Here is a 13,953-nt window from a genome sequence, read left to right on the forward strand (position 1 = left end):
GCCTCCTTATAGTTTCGATATATCACGAGGAATTTTCTTGAAAGTGATATGGTATTTTTCAAGTTCCCTTTCGCTGAGCGTACACAGATCTGCATACATAACATAGCCATCCACTTTTGTTTTTACGGTATGCAGGAATTCTCGGTCGAGTGTTGTCAGGCTGTCTTTCTGGTAGTAGAAATAATATGCATTTCCGGCATACTTACCGAGAAGATAAGGTTCATCAGCTGTGTCAGCAGAAAGTTTCTGCTTTGTCTCAGTAAAATAGACATATTCTCGGATTTTATCAGCACCAACTGATTCGTTGAGCAGACCATCTTGTAGTAATGGTTCTCCAAGTTCATAATAACTGAAACTACCGCCTGTACCAGAGACAGATTTCTTACCTTCACCATATCCACATATAACTTTTTTGACTCTCTCTGCCGTTAATGTATCAGCGTAATCCATCATTTCCACAAGAATAAATGTCGGAACATTTACTCCATGATTTTCCTTATACATATCCAGAACCGCATGAGCTGTTGTTCCTGATCCGGCGAAGGAATCAAGAACAACCGAGTCGCTTTTGCAATAAAATCCAAGCAAATATTTAATTAACTCTAATGGCTTCGGAAAATCAAATTTGATTCCCATTTTCGCAAGTTCATTGCTCATATTTTGTGTGCTTCCAAGGTTTGAAAGGACTGACAACACATGACTAACATTTTCGCGCTTCTTAATCATTTCAATAGCGCCAGTCTTAGTGATTTCAAAAGTTGTTAATTGTCCTTTTGAATCCAAAACAGGCTTAAATGAATTTTCTATAAATGACAGCAATATTTTTTTTGATGACCACCCACTTTCAACATCAACTTCATTGGACAGTTTACCTGAATGGATAACAGCTGTCGAATGATAATATGGGAAAGCATCATATCTTTCAGGCACAGTAAGTTCCTGAACAGCGCATGGAAAACCTATCGGCAATTTAACTACGGACATTGGATTTTTAGGGCCATTTTTAACAACTGTATTGCGTATCTCGTCATTGAAAATTTTACTATCATCAGAGGCATTGGGGTCAATTCCATTTGGAAGCCCTATGGCATTTGGCGTTTTTGTGTAACATAAAATATACTCATGGCAAACTTTGATTTTGGCTTGATTATCAAAATTACCATCAGACCGCCAAACCAATTGAGCGATAAAATTATGATGACCAAAAATTTCGTCACATATATAACGTAAATTTGCCGCCTCATTATCATCTATGCTGATAAATATAACACCATTTTTTGACATAAGCCGGCTGAGCAATTTTAAACGTGGATACATCATACACAACCATTTATCATGACGCGATAAATCTTCTCCTTCATCTCCAACGGTTGCATTAATCCAGTTTTGAATTCGCGGATCATCCACGTTATCAGAATAAACCCACGCTTTGTTTTTTTCTGAACTTCTTGCAGTATTATACGGAGGATCGATATAAATACAATCAATACCATTTTCATATTGCGGAAGCAATGACTTAAGTGCCAGCAGATTATCCCCGTGGATAATCATGTTTCCGCTTCTGTTGTCTTCCTCGTGCATACCACTTTCATCAAAGCTGTATTTCCGATCGAGGACGTGATAAGGTACATCTAAATGATGATTTACGACCTTATCTTTCCCTATCCAATCTAAAACTGGCATTACTTGCTACCTCCGTTATCTTCTTCATTCGGCAAAAACTCCACGATATCATCTACCTTGCAGTTCAGCACCCGGCATATTTTTTCCATTGATTCAAGGGATACATACTCATCCCGGCGCATTCGCGTGGAAATATTAGCGCTGTACCCGGCTTTCTTCTGGAGTTCCGCAACACTCATATTTCTATCTATCAGCATATGAAATAATTTCTTGTAACTAACAGCCATAGTACGCCTCCCTCTTGATCACGGTTTACTAAATTAGCATATCACGAAAATGTTAATTTTTCAAGCAGTTGTGAAAACTTCACCCCTAACTCACCCGTCCTCTGCCGTCTGGCAGGGGATATTTTTTTGCCTTGATCCGCCCAAATTGTCTTTCCATCTCAAGTAGTAAGTGAAAGTCAGATACTGCTCCTGGAATTTTACCGACGCTCCTCCCTTAGTAAGTCAGCTGGGGTTGATTTTCCCTGTAAGGAACAGAGGAAGGGTTCGGTTCTTCGGAACATAGTGAGGAAGATTTCCTTAACACCCTCAATATAAGTAGAACTTTTCTGTTTAACAACGGGAGGATGCGATCTCTCAAAACAAAATATCGAAAGCCTGATTAAGTATAGGGCCGGGATACATATAGTCCATCACCTCGACTGTCGCGGCAAGACTATCGGTACACTTGAATAACTACGCCCTTTCCGGTCAGCCTTTGAGTTCCTTGACGCAAAACAAAACTCACACGCAGTGAAGCATTCAAGGCACTGCAGATAAGCGCGGCGGCATATCCCACACCGAACTGGTAGCGCCTCTCCGGGATTATTGACGAAGGGCTGATCAATACGCTCATTATAAAGTACATGAGCAGGCTCGGCCGGGAGTACTTACAGGTCGGTATGCTTACCAACATAGTCCTCCCGAACGCCGACATCCGGTTCATCGCCATCAACAATGGTGTGGACAGCGTAAACGGTAAAGAGAACGACATGGCGCCGTTTATCAACCTTTTCAACGAGTTTTACGCCAAGGTCAATGTCAGAAATCCGCTCGGAATCGAAACACTGGATAACCGGAGCACCGCTGATGATTACAAATGGGGCAACATCACGATTTTACATATGTTGTTCAAGCAGAAAGTACATTAACAACACCGTGAATTTCAAAACCTACCGGAAATCTTACAAGCAGAATAAGCAGCTTCATAACTACCCGGAGAACTAACGTATTTTCGAGCCTACCCATGACGCTATCATATTGACAGGAGGCCATCGCCATTGTACAGCGCATCCAAATCGTGTGGAACTGCATCAGCGAGTTTACTCTGCCGGAACATAAAAAAACGGCATAGACGGGATTACCGTCCATGCCGAATTTTTCAGGGATTAGAAAATCCCTAAGTTGCACCGCCTTTTGGAGTGCTATTTATTTCTACTTTATACTCTACTTTTATATTACTTACTATTTGGTTCCCATAGCTTCTTTTACTATACTCTTCATCATATCTGCCGTAAGGGCACTCTCCACGTATCCTTCTATTTGGCCCTTTGTATTTACAATAAAGGTTGTCGGGAAGGCACGTATTCCATATTTTGAAAAACTTTCACCACTGTTATCCATAAGCACTGGGAAGGTATAACCATTTTTCTCTAGAAATTTTTTTATATCCTCAGCACTTCCCTCTCTACCAAGGTTTGGAGCTACCATTCCTAGAACAACTAAATCTTTTTCATTACCACCGTATTCTTTATACAATGCCTCTATATCTGGTAACTCCCCACGACATGGTGGACACCAAGTTGCCCAGAAGTTTATAAATACAGTTTTACCTTTGTAATTAGATAATTTATGTTTCTTTCCATACTGATCAGTAAATTCAAAATCTGGTGCTTCAATAACCTTTTTATCCTCACTCTGACTTGTATCGCCCTCGGAGGCATTTTCCTCTTTGCTGGAGCTTGTGCCTTGCTCTACATCTGGCTTAGTATCGCTAGTCTGTGACATATATCCAGTTATATTATTCATAAAACCAGTAAGAGTCATTATACCCATTACTATCATTAGTAATGCACCAATCTTCACAGTATAGCGCACAACATTTACATGCTTTTTGAAAAATTCTAGAACAGTTCCTGTAAATAATCCCACCAATATAAATGGTATAACAAAACCAAGGGTGTATACACATATAAGAAGAAAAGCCTTGGTTGCAGTTGCAGATGAACCAGCCATAAGAAGAACGCTACCTAATATAGGACCAACGCATGGTGTCCATGCAAAACTGAAGGTAAATCCCATAATTAAGGCTGTTAGCGGACCCATGGCTTTATTGCCCATGCCGATGTTTAATCTATGTTCTCTTTCAAAAGCCTTGGATTTTCCAAAAAATCCGAACTGATATAAACCAAACAATATCATAATAATACCGCTTATACGAGCAAACCATATTCTATTGTTATTAAAAAATTTTCCAATGGTGGTGAACCCAAAACCTAAAAGGAAAAACGTTGCACTTATACCAAGTACGAAAAAGAAAGTATTCATCATTATTTTCCCACGAGGGTAACGTATATTCCCATTTTCATCCTCTATCTTTGCACCACCTGCAAAATAACTCACATACAAGGGTATTATGGGCAAAATACATGGTGATAAAAAGCTCAATATCCCCTGTACAAATACAGTTAAAAATGGCACTCCTGTTTCAATTGAAAACATCATAATTTATGCTCCTCCTTTTTATTGCAATTATTTTTTCCTTTTTTATCGGAAAATATTTTCCCTTCAATATCAGCTATGGTAACATTTTTCATTCTATCACTACAGCACTGATTTAGATCAAAAATCATATTATCCATTATATCTGCCATGCCTGATGATATAAGACAAGGCTTATCGTGAGACCCACTGCGCCAATTCATATCCACAAATTTCGTTTCCAATGCCTCAGCGACCGCATCAACACTAATCTGCTCTGCATTGAGACTCAAAATATATCCACCAACATGACCCTCTCGAGTTTCTACTAAACTAGCTTTTTTTAACTTTGACATGACTTTTCGCACCCTAGCTGAATTTGTACAAATATTTTCTGCCAATTCTTCGCTAGATGCCATACATCCTTTATGACTTAAATATACAAGCCCATGTATAGCAACACATAAATCGCTATTCATTTGATCGTCCCCTCTTCAAAAACTTTTACACTAAAATATCTTACAATACAAACTGTATATATTTTGATTACAGTTTGTATTGTAAGTATATCAGTTACATTTAGGTGTGTCAATACATAAAAAAACTGTAAGGCGAAAAAAGCTTACAGTTCTTTTGTGCGCTGCCAAATCATTTCTATATGAGGTATTCCATCCTCTAGAAACTCATCTGATGATTGCTTAAACCCTGCTTTTTCATACAAAGTTTTTGCATAGGTTTGCGCTTCTATTTTTATTTTATCTGCATTATAGTACTTTTCAGCAACTCTTATTCCCTCATTTATAATGCGACTTCCAAGTCCACATCGTCGTTTTAAAGTTAACACTCTTCCTATGGAAACCTCATCAAAACTTACGCCTCTGTCCAATACTCGAAGATACGCTTGTATACCCTCTTCATCCTTTAGGAAGACATGGTATGCACTCTTATCCCTTCCATCTATTTCACCATATGGACAACTTTGCTCAACGACAAAAACATCTACCCTTATTTTTAAAATCTCGTATAATTCATCAATAGTCAATTCATCAAATTTTTTTATACATAAGTTTAGCATACTAGCTTCTTCCTTTCTATATGATATCTATATACTTTAAAACCCCGTAAGTCCAATACTTACGGGGTTTTTCTGGCACCCTCTACCAGAATCGAACTGATGACTGACCCTTAGGAGGGGTCCGTTATATCCACTTAACTAAGAGGGCTCACACTATCTGTGCTGACTATACTTATATTATTACAAAAATAAAACGGTGTCAAGTTATTAAAATTTTCCCCGACTATTTTAATTTAAAGTCTCTTGCAGCATTAAGTAGTGCATACATATTTTCTATAGGTGCTCCCGTTGCCACGTCACACCCTGTGCTCAATATATATTTATTGGGATTATTTATACCTTTAATTATACATTCCGTTGCTTCATTATACACATCCTCAGTTGTGCCAAATCTCATGGTATCTACAGGATCTACATTTCCAACTACACATACCCTATCTCCAACCATCTCCACTGCTTCCGCCACGTCTTCACAATTATCTATGCTTAAGGTTTCAAAACCAATGTCCACTAAATCATTCCATACAGCTTTAGTCTTTCCACATATATGTATAAACCCTGGAACACCTTTTTCCTTTATTCTATCAAGACATATTTTTAAATAAGGCAGAGCAAATTCTCTAAATTGCTTTTTGCTTATCATACTTAAAGATGCAACAGGGTCACAAATTCCTATACTAAAACCCATACTGCTTACAGTATCAATATACCTTATATTATTTTCCGTAACTATTTCTAACAATCTATGAACATTTTCTTTATCCTTAATTGTATCCTTAAGAAAGTTATCAGTACCTCTGACAAAAGCTGCTACACTAAAAGGTCCTGCAATATCTGAAGCGACTTCTACTTCCTTTCCAATGCTCTTATCTGCCATTGTTAATGCCTCTAATATTATAGGAAGCCTACCATCCTTATGAGGATCTATGCGTTTTAAATTATTTAAATCCTTATAATCATTTAGCAAATTTCCTTTCATAAAAGGTACTCTATTTTTTTGATATTGAACTTCAGCCCCCATAGCCTCTGCCATGGCTCTAAGACCAGTACCTATGCCACAACTATCATGTCCAAAGGTTCTATATGCTTCAATTTCCATCTTGGCCATTATTTCCGCTGATTGATTTTGTTCAGAAGGATCTATACCTAACATTGGCGTGCTAGATTCTCCTAAAAAAGGCATACATGGTATCCTATCAACTGACTTACCTTTAAAATATAATTCTATCCTCTCTCTTGATGTAAGTTCATCTTCCTTACGTCTGTTTTCTCCAAAATCCCTCATGAATCAAACCCTCTTTCATATTTTACATTACTGTTCTAAAAATGCTTGATAAAATTTTGAATAATACAACAAAATTTTATCACATTTATATTATATTCAGTATAGTTTTTAGTAATAGATAAGCCGTTATCTATTACGTAAATATTTTTAGTGACTTTAAAATTTAAATGATATAATATAATAAGATGAATTGAACTTAATGAAAGGAGAGCCCTTCGCGCTATATGTAAAATTTGCAAGTGGCATATAATTGTTTTGATTAAATATTACGATAGAAAAACAAAAAAAATAGAAATAGAAAATGTAGCTGGAGACAAGTATCTAAATTGGGTTTACACCTCACCCATCGGCAAAGGACTTTTAGAACTTATAGTAAAACGAAAATTTTTTTCATCACTATACGGAAAATACTGCGATAGCAATATGAGCAAGAAAAAAATTTTAAAGTTTATAGATGAATTCAATATAGATAAAGAGCTATTTGAAACTGTTCCTGAAGACTTCAAGAATTTCAATGATTTCTTTGCCCGTAAACTAAAAAAAGAACACATGATTTTTGATAAAAGCAATGACGTACTCATATCACCTTGCTCTGCTAGAATTTTCGCTTACACTGACATAAAAAGCAATACGGTTTTCAATATCAAGGATTTTAAGTACACTCTTAGAGATTTACTAGATAATGACCAAATATGTGAAACTTATAACTGTGGTACTTGCCTTATATTTAGACTATGCCCTACGGATTATCACCGCTTTCATTTCATAGACAATGGGGTATGTTCGTCCTCTAATAAAATCAAAGGTAGCTACTACTCTGTAAATCCTATATCATTGGATACAGTAAAGAAAGTATTTGTAGAGAACAAAAGAGAGTGGTCTGTGTTCAAATCAGAGAATTTTGATGATGTGATTTATATAGAAGTTGGTGCCACATGTGTAGGTTCCATTATCCAAACATATACAGCTGATGCTCCTATACAACGTGGAGATGAGAAAGGATATTTTAAATTTGGCGGATCTACGGTTATAATGCTGTTTAAAGAAAATATAGTAGAGATTGACCATGATATAGTGTCAAATAGCCGTAAAGGTGTTGAAACACTTATAAATATCGGTGATTCTATAGGCAAGAGATTAGACCGCTAACTGTTTATAATCAAATACTATCCATTTTACAATAAGACCGATGAAAAACAACATGTTTCTCATCGGTCTTCAATTCTACTAATCAGGTTTTACATCTATAAAATACCATTTTGATCTTAGGTTTTCATTTAAAATTTCCATTGCTTTTTCTTTATCATCATAAGGTGGAATTATACAAATACCATCGTTAGGTGCCCAGGAACCATCCTGCTTAAGAATGAGCATATACGGTTTTTTTAAGATTGTTCTTTGGTCTATAAGACCTAAACTATAGTATTGCCGCTTAAATAAATCTTTATCTTCCGACTCTGTAAAATAACTCATATGTCCTAGTTTTCTCTCATCATTATGACTGAATATTATTTCATCCATTAATTTGTTATCAATATTATAGCCTGATATACTTATATGTCCTTTGAATCTATCATCGTGTAAATTAAGATAATATTTACCCTTGATTTTAATTGTTCTCTCAACTTCGTAAGAAGGATCATCTAACTTTATTTCTTTACATACATATTCTTTGTCTATAGATATGGGGATTATTAAAGATAAAAACCTGATAAATAAAATTGATATAATAAGTATAAAAATATACTTTAATATTTTTCGTGTTTTTTTCATATCTTCTCCTTACACCAACAGAAGCTTGTACATACATTATACATGTTATTTTTCCTGCTGTCTCTTTTTATTTAATAATTTACAACATTCTTATATATTATTATTTTCTGCCTCATTTTAACGTCATAATTAAACATTCAACCCCCATACATACCCCCTTGCTATCTTTTTTCTATTTCTTATCTTATTATGTAAATAATCAACAAATAAGACCGATGAAAAACAACTCGTTTCTCATCGGTCTTATACTAAGTTATTTAATTCCATTCTGTTGCCAGAAGAAATTCCCTTATATTGCGATGCTTGATTCCATCACGACTCATATCAAATTCATCTAGGGATACAACATACTTAGGAAAATTATCTCTTATATTTTCATATACACCAAACTCTCGTTTTATTGTGTCCTCGGATGCTAGTAAATAAGTCACCTGAACGTACAATTTTTCTTTTTTCTTTTGACATACAAAATCAATTTCTTTTTCATAAACCTTACCTACTGTAACATTGTAACCTCGACGTAATAGCTCCATATAGACTATATTTTCTAAAACAAGATTAATATCTCTCATGTTGCCGCCGAAAACGGCTTCTCGTATACCATGATCGGCAACATAATATTTCTCGTTCACAGTTAAAATTTTCTTACCTTGCAAATCCTCACGTTTTACCTGATAAAATAAGAATGCATCCGTACACGCTTTAACATAATTTAAAACAGTTTCCGGTGATACAGCACGCCCCTCACTTTTTAAATACTTTGAAATTCCTGTAGCTGAAAAAGTTGTTCCAATATTAGCTGTGATATAAGCTATAATTCGTTCTAATAACTCAATATCACGAATTTTGTTACGCTTTACAATATCTTTTAACTCCACAGAATTATAGAGGTCTTGTAGATACTGATAACTAGCTTCTTCCTCATATCGTAAATTACCTAAGTAAGGCATTCCGCCAATGGTAATATATTTTGAAAAACATTCTCTTATTGATACCTGCGGAAAAATCCTTTGGTACATTTCTGTAAATTCTTTAAAAGAAAATGGATAAATTACAAATTCTACATATCTACCTGCAAGATACGTGGCCAGCTCACCAGAAAGCAGTTTAGCATTAGAACCTGTAATATAAATATCGCAATCTAGCTCTACCCTAAAAGAGTTAATGCATTTTTCCCAATCACGTACTTCTTGAATTTCATCAAAAAACATATAAACCTTACCATGAATATTTTCTGCACGATTCAAAATTTCATCATGCAAGGCCCGTGCTGTACACAAATGTTCATTACTCATATTTTCAAAGTTTATAGATATAAACTGAGTTTCATTGACACCAGATATAATGAGTTCTTCCTTAACAAGTTCCAGCATAACTGATTTCCCACTTCTACGAATACCAGTGAGAACTTTGATAAGCTCCCCTCCGATAAATGGGCGGATTCGATTCATATATAATTCTCTTTTAATCATAAAATCATAACCACCTTTCCTTTAATTACCTCTATAGTATCACGTTTATATCTTAACTTCAATGAATATTTATTATTTTTATCAGTTATAACTGATAAAAATTAATCTTTATTCCATTTTATCTTCTTTAAAATATTAAACTAGAAAAATAGAAATAGAAAATGTAGCTATCCACAAATACTTGAATTAGTTTTATACCTCAACTATTGGACAATTTTCTTTATCATCCAATAAGACCGATGAAAAACAACGCGTTTCTCATCGGTCTTAGATTTTTATTTAAATTTGTTTTTAATCATGCTTTCTCTTCTTTAAAAGCTTAATTATGTCGTACCATAAAACTGACACCGCTGCTATACCCATGGAAGCAAAAAATTGCGTTAAGGAAATAGGTGCTAATTTTAAAAGATTGTTCAATGGTGTATAGAGAATTATTAGTATCATAGAAACAATACCAAAGTTAGAAATCCACATCACCTTATCTTTTGCAAGTTTTTTCATGGATTGGTAAGCAAGATCATAATCCGAACTATTCACTTGAACTAAAAACACATTTGAAAACATTATTATAGCAAGTCCCATAGAACGGGCCACAGGAGCATTGTCTGAGTTTCCTGAAAGCATATAATAATAGGTGGCAAAAGATGTCATGAATATAATCAACCCTTGTATAATGCTCTTAACTAATACGCCTCCATTTAAAAGTTTTTCATTAGGATCACGAGGTTTCCTGTCCATGATGTTTGTCTCTGCTGGTTGTCGTTCCAACACAATAGAACAAGTTGGATCTATTATAAGTTCCAAAAGAACCACATGCAATGGAAGCAATAATAGTGCTGATGGAGCTATACCAATAACAGGTGCTAGCAGTGAAGAAAATGCAATGGGGATGTGTATGGTAAAAATGTACCCTACAGCTTTGCGAATATTATCATAAATTCGCCTTCCATCTTTTACGGTCTCTACAATAGTTGTAAAGTTATCATCCATTAAAATAAGATCTGAAGCTTCCCTTGAAACCTCGCTACCATGCTTACCCATAGCTATACCAATATCAGCATATTTAAGTGCCGGTGCATCGTTCACACCATCTCCTGTCATAGCTACAATCTCTCCATTTTCTTTAAAGGCCTTTACAATCCTCATTTTATGCTCTGGGATAACTCTAGAAAAAATACTGACGTCCTTAACCCTTTCTCGCAGTTCTTCATCACTCATACTATTTATCATGTCCCCAGTTATTATATTATTGTAGTTTTCCATACCAATTTTCTTTGCTATGGATGAAGCAGTAATTCCATTATCCCCTGTAATCATTACAGTTCTTATACCAGCTTTATGACATACCTCTATATCCTTTTTAATGCTTTCCCTTGGTGGATCCAGAAGTCCAATAAGTCCTAGCAACTTCATTTTACAATTAGTTATTTTATCTGGTATATAGCTTTCATCACTTGGGTTCATAGTTGCCACAGCAATAACTCTCAACCCTTGGCTGGACAATTCAAGAATTTTTTCCTCTACAATTTTTCTATCTTCATCATTGATTTCACATATAGATAAAATGCTCTCTGGTGAGCCCTTGGCAGCAATAATAATTTCACCTTGCCTTCTCCATACATGCCCCATCATTTTCAATTCGTTTGTAAAGGCATACTCACTTATAAGTTCTCCACCAAAAAGTTCTTCTCTCTTTATACCACATTTATCACAGTGAACTAGCATAGCTTTCTCCATTGGATCATATGCCTCAGTTTCGCAGCCTAGCCCCATTACCGTAACTAGCTCCTGTTCCTCACATTGTATAGGACATACTTGCTCTACAGTCATCTGATTCTTTGTAATAGTACCAGTTTTATCTACACAAAGCACAGATACGGCTCCTAAGGTTTCCACAGACGGAAGTTTTCGCACTAGAGATTGTTTTTTTGCAAGACGCCATGCCCCCATAGAAAGAAATACGGTTAGAATTACAGGAAATTCTTCTGGAATCATAGCCATGGCCAAGGTTATACCTGACAGTATGCTCTCTATGATTCTATCTACAAATGAGTGATCTGGAATATTCATATAAGTGAAAATTCCTACTAAAACCAATAAAACAGCTGCAATACCTGCGCATAACTTTACTAGACTACCTGTTTGCTTTTGCAGTGGAGTATCCTCTTGTGGTGCTGACACCACATTCATACCTATTTTTCCATATTCAGTTTTGGTACCTGTTTTCTCCACAATAACATTAGCTGTACCCTGGGTTACCAATGTTCCAGCGTAGCAATAATCTTTTCTCCAATAATCTGAGGTGCCTTTATAATCTTCTGTGGCATATTTCCACACACCTTCAGCCTCACCAGTAAGTGACGACTCGTCCACACATAAATCACTGCATTTTAAAATAACACCATCTGCGGGAATTTTTACCCCTTCATGAATAATCATCAAATCACCAGGTACAATTTCTTCACTTTCAATGACATTTTCAACACCATCACGTATAACCTTAATCCTAGGTGCGGACAAATCCTTTAGAGCATTTAGTGTTTTATCAGTTTTCCATTCCTGTATTACATCAATGCTAATAATACCTACCACAAAGATAAGCATTATAGCGCCATCCCTTGGTTCCCCAAGGATAAAATAAATAACAGCAGCAATAATTAAAAGTAAAAACATAGGCTCACAGATAATATGGAAAATCTTTTTTATAAAGCTTTCCTTCTTCTCGGGCACCAGTATATTCTTCCCGTATTGTTTCTGTAAGTCCTTTGCTTCATTAGTTGTAAGTCCTGTGGTACTAACAAATTCAGGGCCTTTCATAAAAATTACCTCCAGTGTCGCATAAAAGCGTTTTTATTTCTCCACGGCACTCCACTAAACTTTATAACATGTCCCAAATATGTGTATAAAAATAGCACACCTATGGAACATACTACTGTCCCACAGATGTGCATACTTGCAATCTGCTGCCGCTACTCACGGCCCGGCCCCATGACCTTCTTTACACAAAGGTTCATCGCCTGCTCAGTTTGTACTGTTGATTTTGCATTTCATTTTATGAAATGTAATGCAGTGCAAAGAGATTAATTAATCATATTATATGCTAAAATTTCTATAAAGTGAATACTTTTTTCTACTTCCCCTTTGTAAATTTTGCTTTACATATAACTTACCTTAAATATTTCTACATCTGTAGAACATACTTATAGGCACTTTCACTTGGGTTATTATAGTAACCTTCTTCTACTTTGTTTAGTTTGTAGCCACATTCTTCAAAAACTATTTGCATTGCTTTATTGGATGCCCTTGTTTCCCCACAAAAACGTGACATTCCTATTTTTTTCATTTCCTCTGTAACGTGATTTAATAGCTTATGTGCAAAACCTTGCTTTCTATACTCTGGGTGAACTGCAACATTCATGATTTTAACGTAGTCTTTTTCACCTTTCCAATTGTAAGTGAACTTACCCCACCCACAAGGGGATGGGGCTTCCTGCTTCCTCGACCTGTTAATAGTCATTTAGACTATTAACCCTACTATCTCCACAGGCTTAATTCCGATAGTTCCTACCATATTTATTTACAGGCTTACACCGCTTCTATTTTTAACTCTTTCAGTCCTTGTTTTAGAATGTTTTTACTTGCATTGGTATCTCTATCATGTATGCTATGGCATTTAGGACATACCCATTCCCGTATGTTTAAATCCTTTACTTCTACATTTTGATATCCACATACTGAACACAACTGACTTGAAGGGTAGAAGGTATCTATTTTGTGTACCGTTCTACCATACCATTCAGCCTTATACTCTAATAATTCTGCGAACTCTGACCAACTACAGTCGCCTATTCCCTAACACCTATTGCATTAGAATTTTGAGGTAGTTGTATAATCTCCACATCAGTACAACAAATGGAAACAAAGTACTTATTAGAAGGTGTTCTGCTAACAGTTACGTTTAATATTCTACCTTTAATTTCT

12 protein-coding genes, 1 tRNA gene, 1 pseudogene and 1 riboswitch are annotated in these 13,953 nt (G+C 35.6%); of the genes and pseudogenes, 2 read left to right on the plus strand and 12 right to left on the minus strand.

The genetic code is table 11. The annotated features are described in order from the left end of the window. Positions 1–6: 6 nt before the first annotated feature. Together BUA73_RS12290 and BUA73_RS12295 are read right to left on the minus strand one after the other, a co-directional pair. Positions 7–1,683, minus strand: a complete 1,677-nt coding sequence (locus BUA73_RS12290; protein ID WP_072904416.1) for a site-specific DNA-methyltransferase — start codon at positions 1,681–1,683, stop codon at positions 7–9. Next, entirely contained in the window at positions 1,683–1,910 is a 228-nt protein-coding gene (locus BUA73_RS12295) for a helix-turn-helix domain-containing protein (protein WP_072904417.1), read from the minus strand. The genes BUA73_RS12290 and BUA73_RS12295 overlap by 1 nt, the downstream gene beginning before the upstream one ends. Positions 1,911–2,569: 659 nt before the next feature. Here BUA73_RS12295 and BUA73_RS14255 point away from each other — a divergent pair. Next, complete coding sequence (locus BUA73_RS14255; RefSeq protein WP_207649876.1) at positions 2,570–2,818, plus strand: recombinase family protein; 249 nt, start codon at positions 2,570–2,572, stop codon at positions 2,816–2,818. A 313-nt stretch (positions 2,819–3,131) separates the two neighbouring features. Here BUA73_RS14255 and BUA73_RS12305 read toward each other — a convergent pair whose 3' ends face one another. The 5 genes from BUA73_RS12305 to BUA73_RS12325 all read right to left on the minus strand — a co-directional run bounded on the left by BUA73_RS12305 (position 3,132) and on the right by BUA73_RS12325 (position 6,727). After that, positions 3,132–4,391, minus strand: a complete 1,260-nt coding sequence (locus BUA73_RS12305; protein WP_072904418.1) for a cytochrome c biogenesis protein/redoxin — start codon at positions 4,389–4,391, stop codon at positions 3,132–3,134. Next, entirely contained in the window at positions 4,388–4,846 is a 459-nt protein-coding gene (locus BUA73_RS12310) for an RrF2 family transcriptional regulator (RefSeq protein ID WP_072904419.1), read from the minus strand. Before BUA73_RS12310 ends, BUA73_RS12305 begins: the two co-directional genes overlap by 4 nt. 143 nt (positions 4,847–4,989) lie before the next feature. After that, a complete protein-coding gene (locus tag BUA73_RS12315) occupies positions 4,990–5,442 on the minus strand; it encodes a GNAT family N-acetyltransferase (RefSeq protein ID WP_072904420.1) in 453 nt (150 codons plus the stop codon). Between the two features lie 73 nt (positions 5,443–5,515). Continuing rightward, positions 5,516–5,590, minus strand: a tRNA-Arg gene (locus tag BUA73_RS12320). A gap of 75 nt (positions 5,591–5,665) precedes the next feature. Continuing rightward, positions 5,666–6,727 carry a uroporphyrinogen decarboxylase family protein gene (locus tag BUA73_RS12325; protein WP_072904421.1) on the minus strand — a complete coding sequence of 354 codons (1,062 nt, stop codon included), beginning with the start codon at positions 6,725–6,727 and terminating at the stop codon, positions 5,666–5,668. 255 nt (positions 6,728–6,982) lie between these two features. On the opposite strand from BUA73_RS12325, the gene BUA73_RS12330 reads away from it, so the two are divergent. Then, complete coding sequence (locus BUA73_RS12330; protein WP_072904422.1) at positions 6,983–7,876, plus strand: phosphatidylserine decarboxylase; 894 nt, start codon at positions 6,983–6,985, stop codon at positions 7,874–7,876. A gap of 78 nt (positions 7,877–7,954) precedes the next feature. On the opposite strand, the gene BUA73_RS12335 is transcribed toward BUA73_RS12330, so the two are convergent. The 5 genes and pseudogenes from BUA73_RS12335 to BUA73_RS12355 form a co-directional block, all read right to left on the minus strand. Next, positions 7,955–8,500, minus strand: coding sequence for a hypothetical protein (locus BUA73_RS12335; protein ID WP_072904423.1), 546 nt, complete (start codon positions 8,498–8,500; stop codon positions 7,955–7,957). A gap of 257 nt (positions 8,501–8,757) precedes the next feature. After that, on the minus strand, positions 8,758–9,972 hold the full coding sequence (locus BUA73_RS12340; protein WP_072904424.1) for an ATP-binding protein: 1,215 nt from the start codon (positions 9,970–9,972) through the stop codon (positions 8,758–8,760). 291 nt (positions 9,973–10,263) lie between these two features. After that, entirely contained in the window at positions 10,264–12,789 is a 2,526-nt protein-coding gene (locus BUA73_RS12345) for a cation-translocating P-type ATPase (protein ID WP_072904425.1), read from the minus strand. 113 nt (positions 12,790–12,902) lie between these two features. Continuing rightward, positions 12,903–13,007, minus strand: a riboswitch (NiCo riboswitch). Between the two features lie 146 nt (positions 13,008–13,153). After that, positions 13,154–13,489, minus strand: coding sequence for a GNAT family N-acetyltransferase (locus BUA73_RS12350; RefSeq protein WP_072904426.1), 336 nt, complete (start codon positions 13,487–13,489; stop codon positions 13,154–13,156). A gap of 68 nt (positions 13,490–13,557) precedes the next feature. Then, positions 13,558–13,821 (minus strand): annotated as a pseudogene (locus BUA73_RS12355) (zinc ribbon domain-containing protein); the annotation flags it as partial. Positions 13,822–13,953 lie beyond the last annotated feature (132 nt).

Origin of the sequence: Hathewaya proteolytica DSM 3090 (assembly GCF_900142225.1) — a bacterium.
GTDB classification, from domain to species: domain Bacteria; phylum Bacillota; class Clostridia; order Clostridiales; family Clostridiaceae; genus Hathewaya; species Hathewaya proteolytica.

Coding starts and splice junctions, on each gene's coding strand:
- BUA73_RS12310 (WP_072904419.1), bottom strand. CDS start 4,846: ATGAATAGCGATTTATGTGTTGCTATACATGGGCTTGTATATTTAAGT.
- BUA73_RS12325 (WP_072904421.1), bottom strand. CDS start 6,727: ATGAGGGATTTTGGAGAAAACAGACGTAAGGAAGATGAACTTACATCA.
- BUA73_RS12295 (WP_072904417.1), bottom strand. CDS start 1,910: ATGGCTGTTAGTTACAAGAAATTATTTCATATGCTGATAGATAGAAAT.
- BUA73_RS12305 (WP_072904418.1), bottom strand. CDS start 4,391: ATGATGTTTTCAATTGAAACAGGAGTGCCATTTTTAACTGTATTTGTA.
- BUA73_RS12340 (WP_072904424.1), bottom strand. CDS start 9,972: ATGATTAAAAGAGAATTATATATGAATCGAATCCGCCCATTTATCGGA.
- BUA73_RS12345 (WP_072904425.1), bottom strand. CDS start 12,789: ATGAAAGGCCCTGAATTTGTTAGTACCACAGGACTTACAACTAATGAA.
- BUA73_RS12335 (WP_072904423.1), bottom strand. CDS start 8,500: ATGAAAAAAACACGAAAAATATTAAAGTATATTTTTATACTTATTATA.
- BUA73_RS12290 (WP_072904416.1), bottom strand. CDS start 1,683: ATGCCAGTTTTAGATTGGATAGGGAAAGATAAGGTCGTAAATCATCAT.
- BUA73_RS14255 (WP_207649876.1), top strand. CDS start 2,570: ATGCTTACCAACATAGTCCTCCCGAACGCCGACATCCGGTTCATCGCC.
- BUA73_RS12350 (WP_072904426.1), bottom strand. CDS start 13,489: ATGACTATTAACAGGTCGAGGAAGCAGGAAGCCCCATCCCCTTGTGGG.
- BUA73_RS12315 (WP_072904420.1), bottom strand. CDS start 5,442: ATGCTAAACTTATGTATAAAAAAATTTGATGAATTGACTATTGATGAA.